The following is a 20,507-nucleotide window of genomic DNA, read 5'->3' on the forward strand; positions in this document are numbered from 1 at the left end:
TGGCTTGGTGTAATCAATTCGGTTTATCGGGTTGGGCGGTAGAGCGAAACGATGGTTTCCGCAGCTTGGACACAAGTGTCTACATCCGCAACCAAAGCAATGCGGACATAACCTTGTCCGGGGTTGCCGTTGTCGGTTTCGCGGGCAAGGAAGCGGCCGGGCAAAACCTGAATAGCGGCTTTTTGCCACAAGTTTCGGGCAAAGGCCAGGTCGTCTCCGTCGGGTACTTTCAACCAGATATAGAATGAGGCATCAGGCATATTTACATCAAATGCCTGCTGAAGAATCGGCACGACTTTATCGAATTTTTCCTGATACAGACGGCGGTTTTCTTCGACATGCGCTTCGTCGTTCCAAGCGGCAATGCTGGCACGTTGAACGGGAATGCTCATGGCGCTGCCGTGATAGGTGCGGTAGAGCAGAAAATCTTTAAGCAGTTGTGCATCGCCGGCAACGAAACCCGAACGCAGGCCGGGTACATTGGAACGTTTGGACAGGCTGGTAAACATGACAATGCCTTTGTTGGTACGGCCCAATTGAGAGGCCGCCTGCAAACCGCCGATGGGCTTTTTGCCGTCGAAGTAGATTTCGGAATAGCATTCGTCGGAGGCGATAATAAAGTCGTAGCGGTCTTGCAGCTCAAACAAAGCCTGCCAATCTTGCAGCTGCATGACGCTGCCGCTGGGGTTGTCGGGAGAGCAGACGAAAACCAGCTTGGTTTTCTGCCACACGGTATCGGGTACGCTTGACCAATCGGGCATAAAGCGCGGGGCCTGGTGATTGACGAAATAGATTTCACCGCCGCCGAGCAGGGTTGCACCTTCATAGATTTGATAAAAAGGATTCGGGCTGATTACGATGTCTTTATTGTCAGCTCGATGGGTCAGCACGATTTGCGTGAATGAAAACAGGGCTTCGCGGCTGCCGAGAACGGGTAGGATTTCGGTTTCGGGATTGAGCGTGAGTCCGTCGTAACGTCTGAATACCCAATCGGCGCAGGCTTGGCGCAATTCGGGCAAACCGGCACTTAAGGGATATTTTTCCAGTTCGCCCAACGAAGCGGTTAGGGCATCGGTAATGACTTTAGGCGTGGCGTGTTTCGGTTCGCCGATATGAAGCGGAACCGGGGCAAGCCCTTCGGGAGCGGAAATATCGCTCATGGCTTCGCGCAGACGGGCGAAAGGGTAGGGTTTCAGCAGATTGAGAAGTGGATTGGTCATGATGGGTTTGTGTGCTCGGGGTTGTTCGGGAGGTTAATCTTAGCATTATTTGCGGGTACAGGCTTGCCTGTGAATAAGCCCCATCATGAAGACGGGGCTTATTGGTAAAAGCATTAGCAGTATTAATGGATAGCTTTGACTTCGCTGCATTTGCGTTCGTTGGCCATGTCCAGCAGTCTTCTGTATCGTGCTTCTGCGGCACGTTGTTCTACAGTGGCCGCATTACCGGTATCCATGAAGAACCATGGTACCAGCAAGAAAATGCCGGTTACGCCCAATACAACGTTTTTTCCAACTTGTGCATTGCGGTCGCCTTCTGCAGTCAGGCTGGCATTTTTCATTTCCTGCATTTCGCTTAAGATAGCCGAACAGGATTTGCTGGCATCATCGGCTTGGGATTGGCGGTTCTGTGTGTACATGCCGACAGTATGGTGGCAATCAGTAAACCTGAGATTGCTTTTTTCAACATAAGACGGTTTCCTTAAATGATTGAACAGGTTTATTAATAAATGACGCAGGATTATATCGTTATTTAACAAAAAAATCACAAATGATAAAAAGTTGTAATGTGTTTTTTGGCAGTAGTTGTTGGTATTTTTGCTCTTTGTTTTCGCGGTTGTGTTCAAGCATATCCGATGAAAAGTTAGATTAAAAGCTTTATTTGTGATATAAGGCCGTCTGAAATAAATCTGTTTTTGTAAAGAAGGGAAGAAAAATGAGTTCACAAGATTTAAGCGGTAAAGTTGCGTTGGTTACCGGAGCGTCCCGCGGTATCGGCGCGGCGATTGCGGATACCTTGGCGGCAGCCGGTGCGAAAGTAATCGGCACGGCTACATCTGAGAGCGGGGCTGCCGCCATTGCTGAGCGCATGGCTCAATGGGGCGGCGTAGGCCGTGCTTTGAACGCTGCGGAAGAGGGCAGCATTGAAAGCTTGATTGCGGACATTGAAAAAGAGTTCGGCAAACTGGATATTTTGGTAAATAACGCCGGTATTACGCGGGACAATCTGCTGATGCGCATGAAAGAAGAAGAGTGGGACGAAATCATGCAGGTGAATTTGAAATCTGTATTCCGTACCAGCAAAGCGGTATTGCGCGGTATGATGAAGCAGCGCAGCGGCCGCGTGATCAATATTACTTCCGTAGTCGGTACGATGGGCAATGCCGGTCAGGCGAACTATGCGGCCGCCAAAGCCGGTTTGATCGGTTTTTCCAAGTCTATGGCGCGCGAAGTCGGCAGTCGCGGTATTACGGTGAACTGTGTGGCTCCGGGCTTTATCGATACCGATATGACCCGTGCGTTGCCGGAAGAAACCCGTAAAATGTTTGAAGCGCAAACTTCTTTGGGTAAATTCGGCGAGGCTCAGGATATTGCCGATGCGGTATTGTTTTTGGCCAGTGAACAGGCCCGCTATATTACCGGTCAGACTTTGCATGTGAACGGTGGTATGCTGATGCCTTAATGCAGGTGATTGTTTGAGAGTGTATCTTTATTGATGCGCTTGAGGCCGTCTGAAAAAAATCAGACGGCTTTTTCTGTATCTGCGTCATGATTTAAGGCATACCGTTTTATAATGTTAATGTATGCGTCAGAGGTTGGATTGCGTGAATCCTTGTTTGGATAACGGACACGGCCTGCTATTGAAGTCTGCTTGTTTGATATTGTTAATAAATTCCGCCGGAAAATAAAAAATATGCATCATATTTCGCTTGCTCCCATTGTTGTCGTGTTGTTAGTGGCGGTTATCGCCGTAATCATCTGTCGGCGTTTCAATATTCCTTCCATGCTCGGCTACCTGTTGGCCGGTTTTATGGCCGGGCCGAGTGTGCTGCATTTGATTCCGAAAAGCGAAGCAACCGATTATCTGGGTGAAATCGGTATTGTATTTTTAATGTTCAGTATCGGTTTGGAGTTTTCTTTGGCCAAGCTGAAAGCCATGCGGCGGCTGGTGTTTGGCTTGGGCGGAATGCAGGTTGTCTTGACGATATTGGCGGTTATGGGCGTATTGATGGCGACCGGTGTCCAATTTACTTGGGCGTTTGCGGCAGCCGGAGCGTTGGCAATGTCTTCTACGGCGATTGTCAGTCGGATTTTGTCTGAAAAAACCGAGCTTGGGCAGGCGCACGGACAAATGGTAATGGGTGTGCTGCTGATGCAGGATATTGCCGTGGTGCCGCTGATGATTCTGCTGCCTGCGTTGGCGGGAGGCAGTAGTGGCAATCTATGGGTTGAGCTGGGTTTGGCTTTGCTGAAAATGGTGGTGACTTTGGGCGTGCTGTTTGTTTTGGGGAGCAAAGTGATGACGCCGTGGTTCCGCTTGGTAGCCAAACAAAAATCATCCGAGCTGTTTATGATCAACGTGTTGTTGGTTACTTTAGGCGTGGCTTATCTGACTGAGTTGGAGGGGTTGTCGCTGGCATTGGGCGCATTTGTGGCAGGTATGTTGTTGGCGGAAACCGAATACCGTTTCCAAGTGGAAGACGATATCCGCCCGTTCCGCGATATTCTGCTCGGCTTTTTCTTTATTACGGTCGGTATGAAGTTGGACATTCAGGCTTTGGTAAACGGTTGGCAGCTGGTATTGCTGTTGTTGGGTATGCTGATTGTTTTGAAAGCCTTGGTAATTTTCCTGATCGCCTGGAAAATGAAACATACTGCCGGAGACAGTTTGAAAACAGCGCTGTACTTGGCTCAGGGTGGTGAATTCGGGTTTGTCATGCTGGCGATTTCGCATAAATTGAATTTGGTATCGCTGGAGCTGGAGCAGGCGGCAACAGCGGCAGTATTGCTGTCGATGATACTGGCACCGTTTATTTTGAATGCCAGTGATGTGGTCGTGAAAAAACTGGTACGCAGCGACTGGGATACCAAAGCCGTCGATTTGCAGAAAATGTTGATTGAGAGCATGAGTAAATCCGAGCATATCCTGATTGTCGGTTTCGGGCGGGGCGGGCAGACCATAGGCCGTATTTTGGCTCAGGAAGACATTCCTTATTATGCTTTGGATATGGATGCGGAACGTGTAAAAATCGCACGCAGCGCGGGTGAGCCGGTTTCATTCGGAGATGCCAAGCGGCGTGAAGTTTTAGAAGCGGCCGGTTTAGGTCGTGCACAGATGGTGATTATCACGCTGAACGATATGCATGAAACACGTCATATTCTGAATAATATTATGAGTATGTATCCCACGATGCCGGTTCATGTGCGTGCCATCAGTGATGATTATCTGCAGAGTTTTACCGATATGGGTGCAGAAGAAGTGGTGTCAGATACCAAAGAAAGCAGTTTGGTTTTGGCGTCTTATGCTTTGCTGGGTGCAGGAGTGTCGTATCAGCAGGTTCATCAGTTGATTATGAATATCCGTCGCAGCCGCTATGCAATTCTGGAGGATCTGTTTGTCGGCAGTGACGACGAGTCGGACTTCTACGACGAAAGCAACAGCATTACCCGCTATGCCTTTGCGTTAACCGGAGAAGCGCATGCCATCGGTAAAAAAATCGATGAATTGCCGTTGCAGCATTTGAAGGTGAAGTTGCTGTTTGTGCGGCGGCACACACATCAAATCCATACGTTTGCTGATGATTTTTGTTTGGAGGCCGACGATATTCTGGTAGTGGCAGGTCATAAAGAAAAAATAATTTCTTTAGAAAACTGGTCATTACAAGGAAATTCGTAAAAAAGTAAATAAAAGGCTTGCAACGGTGTATGGAATTTGGTTTAATAGCGTTCTCGCAGCGATGCAGAGAACGAATTAAAGGGTGATTAGCTCAGTTGGTAGAGCGTCTGCCTTACAAGCAGAATGTCGGCGGTTCGACTCCGTCATCACCCACCAAGTTTCTTGTGCGGAGTGGTAGTTCAGTTGGTTAGAATACCGGCCTGTCACGCCGGGGGTCGCGGGTTCGAGCCCCGTCCACTCCGCCAAATATTTTATGAAAAGCACCGAATAAAATCGGTGCTTTTTTATTTGTTTAAATTTGATTGATGACTATAAATCGGAGTGAAAGCTGTTTTTCAACTGTGGCTGCCGATATGGTTTCCCCATTTTTATATAGTTTTAATCAAACGGTAAGGCAGAAATCGAAAATTAGCGGAAGGCCGTCTGAAAACATAAACCAAATAAGGGTACAATGTGTTTTCAGACGGCCTTCTGTTTCATTGAGCCATTCCATGGTGTTTTGCTAAGGCTTGAGTCTGCTTTTGGGTTTTGAACATTACCTTCGGGCGTTTGTGCCGAATTCTACATTTTCCTATTTATTATGAGTAAAACCTGTTTCCATTGCGGGCTGGACGTGCCTGAGAATATCGATTTGCCGATTGTGTATGAAGGTAGCGAACAGCCTGCCTGTTGTGCAGGCTGTCAGTCGGTGGCGCAGAGCATTATCGATGCCGGTTTGGGCAATTACTATAAGCAGCGTACGGCAGATGCGGTGCAGGCTGCGCTGCCGCCTGAAGAAATTTTGAATCAGTTGAAATTGTATGACTTGCCTGAAGTGCAGGCTGATTTTGTGGAAACGGGTTCGGACGGTTATCGCGAAGCGGTGTTGATGTTGGGTGGAATTACCTGTGCGGCCTGTACTTGGCTGATTGAGCAGCAGTTATTGCGTATGCAGGGCGTGGTTCGTGTGGATTTGAATTACAGTACCCAGCGCGTGCGGGTGGTTTGGGACGACAGCCTTATCCGGCTTTCCGATATCTTGTTGAAAATCCGTAATACGGGTTACACGGCAGAGCCTTATGATGCGCAAAAAGTGGAACAGCAGGCGCAAAAACTTCGTAAACAGTCGTTGATCCGCCTGGCTGTTGCAGGTTTGGCGATGATGCAGACGATGATGTTTGCCATTCCTACTTATCTTTACGGCAACGAGATTGAGCCGCAATATCTGGCCATGCTGCATTGGGGGGCGTTTTTAATGGTGTTGCCGGTGATGTTTTATTCTGCCGTACCGTTTTATCAGGGTGCGTGGCGTGATTTGAAAAACCGCCGTACGGGTATGGATACGCCGGTGGCTTTGGCGATTGTTTTGGCGTTTGTGGCCGGTGTTTATGCTTTGTTTACCAATGCCGGGCAGGGGATGTATTTTGAATCGGTTGCGATGTTTGTCTTTTTCCTGTTGGGCGGCCGTTTTATGGAGCAGGTTGCCAGACGTAAGGCAGGAGATGCGGCGGAGCGTTTGGTAAAACTTGTGCCGGCGTTTTGCCGCAGGCTGCCTGATTATCCGGCGAGCGAAGCGGCGGTTGAAGCGGCTGTGGTGCAGTTGGGTGAAGGCGATGTGGTCTTGGTGCGTGCCGGTGAAGTGATTCCGGTTGACGGAACGGTTTTGTCGGGCGAAAGCGAAGTTGACGAAGCCATGTTGACGGGAGAAAGTCTGCCGGTATTTAAAGAAGCAGGTTCTACTGTGGCGGCGGGTACGTTGAATGCGGCCAGTCCTTTGATTGTGCGCGCTGATACGGTGGGTGGAAGCACACGTTTGGCGCATATTGTGAAACTGTTGGATCGGGCGTTGTCGCAAAAGCCGCGTATCGCGGAAATGGCGGATAAATATGCGGCGGCGTTCGTGCTCGGCCTACTGTTGATGGCGGTTCCGGTGTTTATCGGTTGGACCGTTTATGCAGACGCACAATCGGCTTTGTGGATTACGGTGGCTTTGTTGGTAATTACTTGTCCGTGTGCTTTATCGTTGGCGACGCCGACGGCGTTGGCGGCTTCGACGGGAACACTGGCTTCGGAAGGGGTATTGGTCGGCGGCAGCCGTAGCTTGGAGACTCTGGCGGATATTCAGGATGTGGTATTCGATAAAACGGGCACGTTAACCAAAGGTAATCTGGCTTTGGTTGATACGGCATTGTTCGGCGTGTACGACAAACATGCAATGCTGGCTGTGGCTAAGGCATTGGAAGAACAGTCGGAACATCCCGTGGCGCGTGCTTTTATGCGTGCCGAAATTTCAGACGGCCATGTTGTTGAAGTCAAAAGACGGGTGAACCGTGTCGGGCACGGCATTCAGGCTACATTGGTTTTGAATGGCTATGAGCAGGTTTGGGCGATTGGGACGGAAGCGTTTGTTGCCGAGATTGCAGGTGAGAGGCCGTCTGAAAATTTGCTTCATCACAACGGCAGCGTGGTTTATTTGGGCAACAGCTTGGGTTTTCAGGCGGCCTTTTTACTGGCTGACGAAGTTAAAGAGCATATTCCGGCGATGTTGGCGGATTTGAAACGTCAGGGATTGAAGCTGCATATTTTGAGCGGCGATCGCGAGCAAACCGTTCGTGCGTTGGCGGAGCAGTTGGGTTTGGACGGAGTCCGCGCCCAGGCCGCTCCGGAGGATAAATTGGCCTATGTGGAAACCTTGCAGCGGCAAAGCCGCAAAGTGCTGATGGTGGGCGACGGTATCAATGATGCGCCGGTGTTGGCCCAGGCTGATGTTTCGGTGGCGGTGGCGGGTGGCGCGGATGTGGCCAGAGACGGCGCGGACGTGGTGTTGTTGAACGACGATATGCGTGTTTTGCCGGTGATGCTGGATCAGGCCAAACGCACGCGCAAGATTATCCATCAGAATCTGATTTGGGCGAGTGCCTATAACTTTATTGCCGTACCGTTGGCGGTGTTCGGCTATGTTACGCCGTGGCTGGCGGCTTTGGGTATGAGCTTGAGTTCGCTGTTGGTAACGGGTAATGCGTTGCGTTTGTTGAAACGGAAAAGCTGACGGAAAACTCCATTTTATCTGCGGCGGTGAAACTTGTTTGCCGAGGCCGTCTGAAAAATATCGTACGGAAACATAAAATCTTGTGTTTTTAACGGTATTTTTCAGACGGCCTTTTGCTTGTCGATCAGCTTTCGGCAACTTTTAAGCGATAAAGAAAAGTGGTTTCGCGGTTGCGTGCAAAAGCCAACGGATCATCACTGTCGGCGGCTTTTTTATGAACAGGTTTGGTTTTCAGAATACCGACCACTTCCAAAGAGGCCGTCTGAAAATGTTGGGCCAGAAAATCCGGTTTGCGCAGCTGAAGATGTTCGGCCAAATCGGAAATAACCAGCCAGGCTTCTCCGCCGGGCGCCAGGTGTCGGCTGACACCGTTCAGAAAGGCTTTCAGCATCATAGAATCGGGATCGTATAAAGCGGTTTCGACATCCGAAGTCGGTTTGGCAGGCAGCCAAGGCGGATTGCAGACAATCAGATCGGCACAGCCTTGCGGAAACAAATCGACCGCTTCGATTTTAACTTGCCGTTCGAAACCCAGGCGGCGGATATTGTTTTGCGCACAGGCAATCGCGCGCGGATTGGTATCGGTGCCGACAACATGGCTGATTCCGCGCCTGGCAAGCAAGGCTGCCAATATGCCCGAACCCGTACCGATATCAAAGGCCGTCTGAAAATGCGCGGCTAGGGGCGCCTGCATCACCAAATCTAAATATTCGCCGCGCAAAGGCGAAAATACGCCGAACGGCACATGGATTTTGCCGTTTAAAGCGGGAATGTCCACGCCTTTTTTATGCCATTCGTGTGCGCCGATATAGCCCAACAGCTTATTGAGCGGCAGCAGGAAAGGCTCGGTATTGTCTTCGCCGTAAACATCTTTTAAAGCCGCATAAATATCGGGTGCGCGCGGTAAATCCAATGTGAATCCGATGTCGATTTCAACAGTAAGCATATTGATAATCCGGCTTTGTTGCGCCTGCTTCATGCGGTGGGTGTGAAAGGCCGTCTGAATATTTTGGGGTGCGCAAGCTTTTGCCGGTTTGCGTACCCGTTTTTTTACCGCCGCCAAAACCTGTTTGGCCTGATGAAAATCGCCCCGCCAAACCACGGCAGTATCGGCATAGGCAGCTTTCAGCAGCTCGGCGGCATTGCAGCCTGAAGTGGCGGCAATGTGTTTGGGTATTTTATTGAAAACCTGCCGGAGCATAGGCTCGGAAACGGCGGTGTCGAATGAAGAAAATGAGGACATGTAAACGCGCAATATAAAAAGAAATCAGGGGCAGTATAGCCGATTTTTCATGCCATACCGATTCTTGAATATTTTAAATATAGATTTCATTCATGTATGCCTTTAATTCATATAGTCAATTATTTTTTGGCATAAAGTGTGCTTAATTATTATTGCATTATTAATAATATTTTTTATTTATAAAGAAGTGAGATTTGAATTTTTAGCTTAAACAAAATCCCACGACTATCATTTTTTGAAAAAATTAGAATAGTTTCTATTTCTTTGCAAAAAAATTGCGCGGCAACTATTTACTGTGAGTTTGCGATGACAGTTATTTATGAAATAGTTGTGACAAAAAATGTCATCTTTCATGTGGGTTTTGTCAGGCTGGCTTTATGGAGAGCGTTGACATGAATAAGAATTACAGAAGTATTTGGAATGAAGCTTTAGGTGCTTGGGTGGCCGTATCGGAAATTGAAACGGCAAAAGGCAAACCAAATACGGCAGGCGTGAAAACGGCGCGGGGAGTGGCGTTTCAATATGTATTGAGTGTGTTGGCTGCTTCTTTGCTGGTTGTGGGGAACAGTGCGTGGGCAGGTGTGGAATTGGGGGAAAATGTCAGCACGTATAGCAATTGTACTCAGAATGCAGCTGGTAGCGGTGCTGAAGCCGTTGGTGCATTGGCCATAGGTGGTGGCGGTGGAACAACAACTTGTGCATCTTCGCAAGGATCTATATCTATCGGAGAGGGATCGCAAGCCAAAGTTCCTTATTCGATTTCTATAGGTCGTAAGGCTACTTCTCCGTCAACAGGTAAGCAAACGATTGCTATCGGTGACTGGTCTACTGTGAAAGGAGATCAGTCTATAGCTTTAGGGTCGGATACAAATGCAGAAGGTAATTCTTCTATTGCGATCGGTGGCGATGATTTGGATGCGGTGGCAACAAGTAATGCTGCTGTAATTAACGACTATACGGCAGATGCTCCGAATAGTAATAACAATACTACTGTAGCAGTTAAATATAAGGAGTTAACAGGGGATTATTTAGTTAACTTTGAAGATGCTAATAAAGGTAAAAGTGGGGTAGGTAAGCGATACAACAAAACTACGGCCAAGCATGGTGCGGTAGCGCTTGGTGTCAGCTCATATGCAGATGATTTGGCATTGGCAATCGGTACTCGATCTACTGCGAATACAATTACTTCCGTAGCCATTGGTGTCGGTGCAAACGCAAGTAAAGAAGGTGCGGTGGCATTGGGTGCGGGCTCTAAAAATGATGCGGATGCAGCAAATTCCCAAAGTGCTACAGTGGGTAATGTGACCTATAACAATTTCGCAGGCGGTGGTGCCACTTTGGCAGGTGACCAAGTATCAGTCGGTTCGATAGGGTTTGAGCGTCAAATCAAGAACGTGGCAGCCGGTGCAGTATCCGCGACCAGTACCGATGCGGTTAACGGTAGTCAGCTGTATTCTGTCGCGGTAAGTCCTATTAAATTTACCGGCAATGCAGGAACAACCAATCGCCAGCTGGGGCAAGAATTAGAAATTAAAGGCGGCTTGACTGTCGATACCAATACCAGCAACCGTAATATTTATACCAAAGTCACCGGTGCGGATACCGAAGGTAAAACCAAATTGGAGATCTTATTCTCTGATAATCCGCAGTTCGGAAAAATTGTGGTGAATAAAGGCGGAAAGAATCAAATTTCAGGCCTTGTTGCGGGTACGGATGATGATCATGCGGTTAACTTAAAGCAGTTAAAAGATGCGGCATGGACTTTAAAAGTTAATGGAGCCGGAAACAAATTAATTAAAAAAGACAGCGAAGTTAATTTTGAAAACGGCACGGGTACAACGGCTGAATGGGGTACGGGTAACAACACGGTTAAATACTCTGTTAATAAAAGTACGCTGAATGTTGCAACCGGCGGCAATGTTACTGCCGGTACGCAGGGCGATGCGTTTGCGACTGCGGCAGATATCGCTAATGCAATTAATGCTTCGGAAAAAACGACTGTAGTTGCTAAAGGTAAAAACGTTACCGTAACCGACGCGGTTGTGGGTAATCAAACCACTTATACGGTTAATGCAGAAAGTACAACTGTCGGAGCGGCTACATCGAGCGATATTCAGGTGACCGGCGGCAATCTGGATAGCAATACTTTGATTCGCAATTATCAGTTAGATTTAAGTCAGACGGCTAAAGAGAAAATTCAAAAAGGTGTAGAAGCCAAAAATAAAGTGGATAGCGACGGCTTGATTTTTGCCGATGATCAGTCGCAAAACACGGATAAAGTCAAATTAGGCGAAACATTGAATTTGAGAGGCGATACGAATATTAAAACATCTGCAGCCGGTAAAACCGTTACTTTAAAATTATCCAAAGACCTTGACTTGACGGACGCGGGCAGTATCAATGTCGGCGGACATACTTTAAATTCAGACGGCCTTACAATCAGCAACGGTACAGGCAAAGCCGTTAAGCTGGGTAAAAACGGTTTGGATAACGGCGGTAAAACGATTACCAATGTTGCCGCCGGTGATATCAGTAATACCAGTACCGAAGCTGTAAACGGCAGTCAAGTTCACGCAATTTCCGATAGCTTGAAAAATATTTTGGGCGGCTCGGCAGCCGTACAAGGCAATGGAACGCTGAATACAAACAATATCGGCGGAACAGGCAAAAACACGATTCATGAAGCCATCGAGCATGTTAACGCCGGCTGGAAAGTGCATGTTGTGCAGGGCGATGGTGAAGCGGCTCCATTGGCACAAGCTGATCAAATCCAACCAAACGAAACGCTTAATTTCGAAGCGGGTAAAAATATCAAGCTGACTCAATCGGCAGGAAAAATCAATATTGCGACCAAAGATGAGGTGGCATTTACTTCGGTTAATGTGGGTAACGGCAATCGTATTGTCCTGGATAACAATGGTATTGCATTGGGTGGTAATACTTATATTAGCGATGCAGGTTTGAATGCGAATAACAAAGTCATTGATAATGTCGGCGAGGGTACGGGCGATAAGCATGCTGTGAATTTCAAACAGCTGAAAGATGCAAGTTGGGATTTGACTGTTAATAATGATGCAAATACGACTAAAAAAATAAAAAAAGACACTAAAGTCAATTTTGAAAACGGCACGGGCACAACGGCAGAGTGGGGTGCCAATGGCAATACGGTTAAGTATTCTGTTAATAAGAGCCAGCTGAATGTTGCAGCGGACGGCAATGTTACTGCGGATACAGCAGGAGATACATTTGCAACTGCTGAAGAAGTGGCGGAGACAGTTAATAATTCATTGGCGCGCAAAGGTCTGTATTTTACAGATGATGCATCTCAAGATACGAATCTAATTAAATTAGGTGAGAAGTTAAACCTGAAAGGCGACTCCAATATTGTGACGTCTGCAGCAGGCAACACGGTTAATTTTAAATTGGCCGAAACAGTTACAGTCGGAGGTAAAGGTGTAGCAGGCAACAATCCTATAACTATTAATGGGAAAGCAGGAAATATCAGTGGTCTAACTAATAAGACTTTTGATCCGAATAGCATTACTGAAGGTCGGGCTGCGACGGAAGACCAGTTGAAAGTATTAGCGGAAAAACCTTTAAGTTTTGCCGGGGATTATGGAAATCCTTTGACTCGTAAATTGGGTGAAAGAACCAATATCAAAGGTGGTGCGACAGTTGAAAGTGATTTAACGGCGAATAATATTGGTGTTGTTGCGGAAGGTACAGATACTTTAACTGTAAAACTGGCAAAGAATATTAATCTTACCGATACAGGCAGCATTACGATTGGGGATAGTAAATTAAATTCAGACGGCCTCACGATTGCTAATGCAGTTCCGGGAAAAACCGTGAAGTTGGGTAAAAACGGTTTGGACAACGGCGATAATAAAATCACTAATGTAGCTGCCGGAGACATCACAGATTCCAGCAAAGAAGCCGTAAACGGCAGCCAAATTCACGCTATTTCCAATAGCTTGAAAACCGCTTTGGGCGATTCTTTTACTGTCGGCAACGGCGGCACAATCAACGCGGCCAATATCGGCGGAACCAATAAAAATACGGTTCATGAAGCTATTGCTCATGTGAATGCCGGTTGGAATGCCAAAGTGATCCAAGGAGAGGGTGAAGCGACGGCTTTAGATCCTTCTGATCCGATTAAACCGACGGATACGCTTAATTTTGAAGCCGGTAAAAATATCAAGCTGACTCAAGAAAAAGGCAAAATCAATATTGCTACCAAAGATACGGTTTCGTTTTCTTCGGTAACAGCCGGTGATCCTGTAAATACTGCGAATCAGGTTGTGTTGAATCAAAACGGTGTATCGTTTGGCGGTCGTACCTATATCGGTGCGGCGGGATTGAATGCAAATAATCAAGCGGTTACCGGTGTGGCAGACGGTACGGCGGATAACCATGCCGTTAATTTGAAGCAGTTGAAAGAGGCCGGTTGGAATTTGAAAGTTAATGATGCAAATGAAACAAAAATTCCTAAAGACGGCAAGGTTAATTTTGCCAACGGTACCGGTACGACTGCTGCCTTGGGCAATGATAATACGGTAACGTATTCGGTCAATAAGAGCACCTTCAATATTAATAATGGTACGGTTTCCGCTGTTAATGGTGGAGATCATTTTGCTACGGCCGAAGAAGTTGCCAAAGCCATTAATGCTTCGGAGAAAACGACCGTAGTTGCGCAAGGTAAGCATACCCGTGTGAACGGCAACCCTGTGGGCAATGTGACGACTTACACGGTAGATGCTGAAAAAACCACGGTCAGCGCTAAAGCCGGAGGCGATATTGAAATTTCAGACGGCCTATTGGATTCAAATACTCTAATTGCCGACTACAAAGTGGATTTGACGGCAGCAACTAAAGCGAAGATTCAAAAAGGTGCGGATGCCAAGGATAAAGTAGATAGCGAAGGTTTGATTTTTACTGATGATGCGTCAAAAGAGACGGAGAAAATCAAACTTGGTGAAAAATTGGCACTAAACGGCGATAAAAATATCGTAACGGCAGCAACCGGCAAGCAGGTCAGCTTTAAGTTGGCTAATACGGTTACGGTCGGAGAGGTCGGTGGTCATCCTGTAAGTATTGACGGCACGCAAGGTACGGTAACCGGTTTGACCAATACGCAGTTTAATCCTGATGCAATCGTTTCCGGACGTGCTGCAACGGAAGACCAGCTGCAAAATGTTGCACGCAAACCTTTGGCTTTTGCCGGAGATTACGGTGTTGAATTTAACCGGAAATTAGGCGAGAAAGTTAAGGTTGTCGGCGGAGCGGCTGAGAATACGTTAACTGAAAACAATATCGGTGTGGTTACAGACGGCACAGATAAATTAACCGTTAAGCTGTCAAAAAATCTTCATCTGACTGATACGGGCAGCATTAATGTCGGTGGCCATACTTTAAATTCAGACGGCCTCACGATTAATAACGGAGCAGCAGGTTCGCCTGTGAAGCTGGGCAAGAGCGGTTTGGATAACGGCGGCAATGTTATCAATAATGTTGCCAGCGGTTTGCAGGGCGCGGATATCGGCAATATTGCTGCCGGTGATGTCAAGTTGAAAAATGCTGCCAATATCGGTGATTTGCAGAAAATCAATAATGATTTGATTGCCAAGGGCTGGAAGCTGCAAACCAATCAGGGTAATGCCGAGGCCGTTCGCTTGGGGGATACGGTGCAGGTGGTGGACGGTGCGAATACCAAAGTATCGGCGATAACTACTGCCAACGGTGTGCATACTTATCAAATCAATGTTAACGGCTTGCCCGTTGCATTTGTCAACGATGCAGGCGAAGCGTTGGTAAAAGTGGGGGATAAGTATTACAAAGCAGCAGATATGACTGCAGACGGTAAATTAAAACCCGGTGCCCAAGAACAAACACCGTCTAAAACTTCGCTGGTGAATAAAGAGGGCGCGCCGGAAGAGATGACGCTGGATAAGGTCAAAGACGGAAAAATCGCTGCAGGCAGTAAAGAGGCGGTAAACGGCGGACAATTGCACAGCGCAAATCAAAATATTGCCAATGCTTTAGGCGGTGGCAGTCAAGTTGATCAAAACGGTAATCTGACCAAGCCTACCTATAATGTGTACGGACAGACGGCAGACAATGTCGGCAGTGCTATTGATAAATTACAGCAGCTCGGCCCGGTAACGTATGTGGATAACGCAGGAGCTGCAACCGCAACGCCAAGCAACCGTACCGCTTTGCGTAATTCCAACGGCAAGATTGATGCGCCGGTGATTTTGGGTAATGTTGCCAGTGGTTTGGAAAATACTGATCTGTCGGCGATTCCGGCTAACGATCCTAAGTTAAACAATGCCGTTAACGTCGGCGATTTGCAGAAAATCAGCAACAATTTAAGTTCCAGGGGTTGGAAGCTGCAAACCAATGACGGAGTGGAAGCCAATATCCGCTTGGGCGATACGGTGCAGGTAGTGGACGGTGCGAATACCAATGTATCGGTGATTACTACGGCAAACGGTAAGCACACTTATCAAATCAATACAGACGGCCTGCCCGTGTCATTTGTGAATCGGCAGGGCGATACTTTGGTTAAGGTTAGCGGTCAGTATTACAAGGCCGGTGATATTAATACTGCCGGAAAATTGGCAGACAATGCACAAGTTCAAACCCCGGTTAAAACCTCTTTGGTGGACGGGAGCGGTACCGCTGCGCCGATGGTTTTGAATAATGTGGGTAACGGTGCGGTTTCGGCAAGCAGCAAAGAAGCGGTTAACGGCAGCCAACTGCATGGGTCGAATCAGAATGTGGCCAATGCTTTAGGCGGCAATAGTTCTGTTGATACAAACGGTAATTTGGTTGCGCCGACTTACCGTGTGGTAAACGGCAAACCCAACGGTAATGCGGTTCAAGATGTCCGTAATGTAGGCGATGCGGTAACGGCACTCAATACCGCAGTGACCACGCCGTTGAAATTTGCCGGCGACCACGGCAATGCCTTCGAACGCAAGCTGGGCAGCCAAACCAATATTGTCGGCGGTGCTGCCAAAGACCGCTTGACTGAAAACAATATCGGTGTCGTTTCAGACGGCACGGATACTTTAAAGGTACAGTTGGCGAAAAACGTCGATTTGGGTACGGACGGCAGTATCACAACCGGAGACAGCACTTTAAATTCAGACGGCCTCGTTATTAAAAACGGTACGGCCAACAAGCCGGTTAAGCTCACAAAAGACGGCTTGGATAACGGCGGCAACAAGATTGTGAATGTGGCTGAGGGCAGTGTGGCGAAAGACAGTTCGGATGCGGTAAACGGCAGCCAACTGTATGCGGCCAATCAAAACATTGCCAATGCATTGGGCGGCGGCAGCAGTGTCGACAAGCAGGGCAATCTAACCAATCCTACCTATAATGTTTACGGAGAAGATGTCCGTTCGGTAGGCGACGCCGTCAATAAACTGCAACAGCGCGGGCCGGTAACTTATGTAGACCGGCACGGACAACCGACAACCACGCCAAGCAACCGTACGGCCTTGCGTGACGAAGACGGCAATATTGCCAAGTCTGTGATTTTGGGCAACGTCGGCAGCGGCTTGGAAGGCGCAGAGCTGAATAATATCGCCGACGGCGACAAGAGACTGAATAATGCCGTTAATGTCGGCGATCTGAAAAAGATCAGTCATGATTTGACAAATAAAGGCTGGAAAGTCCAAACCAATGACGGTCGCGAAGCAACGGTTAAACTCGGCGACACGGTTCAAGTGACAGACGGTGCAAATACCAAAGTATCGGCAATCACTACCGCCGGTGATAAGCATACTTATCATATAGATGTAGTAGGTTTGCCGATCCAATATACGACTAAATCAGGCAAGCCTGTTGCCAAAGTCGGCGGGCATTTTTATGAAGTGAAAGATGACGGTTCGCCCGATTTGGCCAAAAAAATCGATAACCCTGAAAATCTGGTTACCAAAATCGTTAATCCGACAGCGCAGCCGAACAGCGTAGGCGGGGCAACAACGTTGGGCAATATTGCGGCGGCAACCGGAGATTTGGACGGTACTAACCGTGGCGATCAAGCGGCTACGGCAATCAATGACCAAACACCGTTAGGTTCGGAATTGCGTAAAGCCTATAACGGCTTGGCAGATCTGAATAATGCAGATGAAACCAATGCGCTCACGGTTGCCGATGCAAAAAAACAAGGATGGGTCGTTTCGGCCGACGGGAACAATTATGCCGATGATGTCCGCCATGCCAATGAAGTTCGGTTTAGCGGTAAAGATGCGGTAACCGTGACCGGCAGCACAGATTCAGACGGCATCCGCAACATCACCGTGTCGGTAGATGCACAGGGTATTGTCAATAAAGCGCAGATTCCGGTTGTGTATACCACTGTCAGTGGCGATAGGGTTATCAAACAGGGAGATAAATTCATCAAACTTAATCCCCTGACCGGCTTGCCGATTATCGGCGATGCAGGCATTGTCCAACCCGGAGATGTAATTGCCTCTATGAATAATGCGGAAGGAAAAACAGATGTGCCGATGTCGTTGGGTAACATTAAAAGCAATCTTCCCAATACCGATCTCAAAACCCGGCTTAGCGGCGATAAGACACCCGTTAAAGAGCAAGCTACACCCAAGCTGCCGTCTAAACAGCAGCAACATGCGGCAACTGTCGGTGATGTGTTAAACAGCGGCTTTAATCTCAAACAAGACGGACAAGCAAGAGATTTTGTGCGGGCTTACGATACCGTTAATTTCGTTGCCAGCGATTCGGCGGAAATTGTTGTGTCAAGCAATGAAACAGGAACATCTTCCGATATCAAAGTTAATGTGAAGACAGACGGAAAAACCTTAAGGGTGGATCCGAAAAAAGGCTTAACCGCAGTAACAACCGAGCTGACTGCTACCGGTGCGGATGCAGACCAGAACGGCACACGCGATACGCTTGCGCCGCAGTTTTCAGCCACAGATCCCGATGCCTTGCTGAAAGCAGGAGAGATTGCCTCGGCAGTCAATAAATTGGTAGATGAAGGGTTTGCTGTTCAAACTCAAGACGGTAAAACAGTTCATAAAAAATTGGGTGAAGCCGTAGCCGTAGTCGGCGATGAGGGAAACATCACCACGAAAGTTCAAGACGGTAAAGTCCGCATAGAGCTGGCTAAAAATTTGACCGTTGATTCGCTGGAAACCGGCGGTAAAGGCAAAGACGGTTCGGTGAGCGTTAAAGATGCAAACGGCAATAGCGGTATCAATTTGTCTGCCAAAGACGGTGTCGGCTTATTGGGTTTGAGCGGCAAAGACGGAGCGAATGCCACGGTGTCTGTGGAGAAAGGTAAAGCAACGGTTGACCCGAAAGACGAGAAAGGCATAGACCGTATCAGCTTTGTTTCAAAAGACCCGGTAACCGGTAAGGAAACCCCGCGCCAAGTTGCCACGATGGATGACGGATTGATATTTGCCGGAGATACCGGTAATACATCCGCACGCAAATTGGGCGAAACCGTTAAAGTGTTCGGCGGTGTAACGGAAGCCGGCAAACTGTCCGATAACAATATCGGTGTGGTTTCAGACGGCAAAGGCAATTTGGAAGTCAAGTTGGCTAAAGATATTGCACTTGACAGTGTAACCATCAAATCGCCTACGCAGAATAATCCGGACAATACCGTCAGCTTAACTGCAGACGGATTGAATAACGGCGGCAAGGTTATCAGCAATGTCGGTTCGGGTGTACGCAATACAGATGCAGCCAATGTCGGCCAATTGCGTGCATTAGGCAATCAAATCCATAACCGTATTGATGATTTAGATAAAGGAGTGCGCGGTGTCGGCGCGAATGCCGCAGCCTTATCATCCGTGCCGCAGGTTTACTTGCCCGGTAAATCGTTGGTGGCCGTAGGTTTGGGTACTTATGACGGAGCTTCTGCTGTAGCAGTCGGTTTCTCGAGTATTTCGGACGGGGGAAACTGGATTATTAAAGCGAACGGATCTGCCAATACCGTAGGGAAGTTTTCTGCCGGTGTCGGAGCGGGCTATATGTGGTAATGATTGAGTGAAAAAATCAGTGCGGCTTTTATCAAGCCGCACTTTATTATGTTAGGAAATTTTGTTATGAATATTGAGCATATGTACCGCTGGTTTTGTTGACGCTGGAAATTTTCAGACGGCCTCTTGGATTTCAGACGGCCTGTTTGAAGTTAAATACAGAAATCCTCTTCAATAACAGGCATAAGGATTTTGTCAATCCGTTCGCGCGATAACTGAGGAGCAAACAGCTGTATAAAATCATAGCTGTATCCGCGCAGATAAGTACCGGCACGCAAGGCAATGTAGATGGGTGAGGGCTCGAATAGATGTCCGGCATCAATCATATGCAAACCCTGATCCGAAGCGGCATCGTAGGCGGCTTTTTCTATAATGCCGATACCCAAACCCAACCTTACGTAGGTTTTTAAAACATCAGTGTCGGCTGCAGAAAGCGCGATCTCCGGCATAGGCAGTCCCGCTTTTTGAAATGCACGTGCAACCGAACTGCCGTGATTGAATGCAAATTCATAAGTTACTGCAGGGAAATCGGCAATATCAGCCAAGCTTAAAGGGTTTCTAAATTCCAAAACCGGATGGTCATCGGGAACGATAAGCGCATATGAAGAACAGTGGCAGGGTATTTTTCGTAAATCCGTTTCACCGACCGATTCCGTTGCAATCGCAAAGTCTGCCTCACCGTTTTGCACTATTTGTACAATGGCTGAAGGGCTGCCTTGTTTGATACTGAGTTTGACTTTAGGATAAGTTTTAACAAATTCGGCAACGACTTTGGGAAGGATATAACGGGCTTGGGTATGCGTGGTGGCCAAAGTAAGCGAACCGCTGTCTTGGTCTGTAAAATCGCGGCCTATGTTTTTAATGTTCTGTACATCTCTAAAAATGCGTTCGGCAATTTCCAAAACAGCTTTGCCAGGCTGCGATACGGAAACAACCCGTTTTCCGCTGCGGATGAAAATCTGAATGCCGAGCTCTTCTTCCAATAAACGGATCTGTTTTGAAATTCCGGGCTGTGAAGTAAATAAAGCTTCCGCCGCTTCCGAAACATTAAGATTATGGCGGTAAACCTCCAGCGCATAACGCAATTGTTGTAATTTCATGTTTGCAGACTGTATTGACTTATAAATATAAATTCAGGATTTTAATACAATAACGAAACCGTCATCTAACATTTTTCGATTTGGTTTTGAACTTTGGAGCATATTTAATCAGAGTCAGACAGCTGTGTTAATTGTTGCGTTTGTACAACTCATGTATATTTTGAAGCAGGTTTTAGTTGTAAATAAATGACACAGAATTGTTTTTTCGGCATGATAGC

At 47.6% G+C, this 20,507-nt stretch carries 8 protein-coding genes and 2 tRNA genes; 6 read left to right on the plus strand and 4 right to left on the minus strand.

The genetic code is table 11. The features are described 5' to 3' along the window. Positions 1–23: 23 nt before the first annotated feature. On the minus strand, positions 24–1,220 hold the full coding sequence (gene dapC, locus EL309_RS07825) for a succinyldiaminopimelate transaminase (RefSeq protein WP_004283013.1): 1,197 nt from the start codon (positions 1,218–1,220) through the stop codon (positions 24–26). 122 nt (positions 1,221–1,342) lie between these two features. Beyond that, a complete protein-coding gene (locus tag EL309_RS07830) occupies positions 1,343–1,639 on the minus strand; it encodes a hypothetical protein (protein WP_004283012.1) in 297 nt (98 codons plus the stop codon). A gap of 296 nt (positions 1,640–1,935) precedes the next feature. Between EL309_RS07830 and fabG the strand changes: the two genes are divergently transcribed. The 5 genes from fabG to EL309_RS07855 all read left to right on the plus strand — a co-directional run bounded on the left by fabG (position 1,936) and on the right by EL309_RS07855 (position 7,924). Further along, positions 1,936–2,682, plus strand: coding sequence for a 3-oxoacyl-ACP reductase FabG (gene fabG / locus EL309_RS07835; protein ID WP_004283010.1), 747 nt, complete (start codon positions 1,936–1,938; stop codon positions 2,680–2,682). A gap of 231 nt (positions 2,683–2,913) precedes the next feature. After that, the gene (locus EL309_RS07840; RefSeq protein WP_040669625.1) at positions 2,914–4,896 is read left to right on the plus strand and encodes a monovalent cation:proton antiporter family protein; all 1,983 of its coding nucleotides are present in this window, start codon (positions 2,914–2,916) and stop codon (positions 4,894–4,896) included. Between the two features lie 80 nt (positions 4,897–4,976). Continuing rightward, positions 4,977–5,052: transfer RNA gene (locus EL309_RS07845), tRNA-Val, on the plus strand. A gap of 12 nt (positions 5,053–5,064) precedes the next feature. Next, a tRNA-Asp gene (locus tag EL309_RS07850) sits at positions 5,065–5,141 on the plus strand. 335 nt (positions 5,142–5,476) lie between these two features. Next, positions 5,477–7,924, plus strand: a complete 2,448-nt coding sequence (locus EL309_RS07855) for a heavy metal translocating P-type ATPase (protein WP_040669704.1) — start codon at positions 5,477–5,479, stop codon at positions 7,922–7,924. A 124-nt stretch (positions 7,925–8,048) separates the two neighbouring features. Here EL309_RS07855 and EL309_RS07860 read toward each other — a convergent pair whose 3' ends face one another. After that, positions 8,049–9,125: a methyltransferase gene (locus EL309_RS07860; protein WP_232014439.1), complete on the minus strand. Its 1,077-nt coding sequence runs from the start codon at positions 9,123–9,125 to the stop codon at positions 8,049–8,051. Between the two features lie 434 nt (positions 9,126–9,559). On the opposite strand from EL309_RS07860, the gene EL309_RS07865 reads away from it, so the two are divergent. Continuing rightward, positions 9,560–19,189: a YadA-like family protein gene (locus EL309_RS07865; protein ID WP_232014414.1), complete on the plus strand. Its 9,630-nt coding sequence runs from the start codon at positions 9,560–9,562 to the stop codon at positions 19,187–19,189. A gap of 152 nt (positions 19,190–19,341) precedes the next feature. On the opposite strand, the gene EL309_RS07870 is transcribed toward EL309_RS07865, so the two are convergent. Then, complete coding sequence (locus tag EL309_RS07870) at positions 19,342–20,289, minus strand: CysB family HTH-type transcriptional regulator (protein WP_004283445.1); 948 nt, start codon at positions 20,287–20,289, stop codon at positions 19,342–19,344. Positions 20,290–20,507: the final 218 nt, after the last annotated feature.

Source organism: Neisseria weaveri (assembly GCF_900638685.1).
GTDB lineage: Bacteria > Pseudomonadota > Gammaproteobacteria > Burkholderiales > Neisseriaceae > Neisseria > Neisseria weaveri.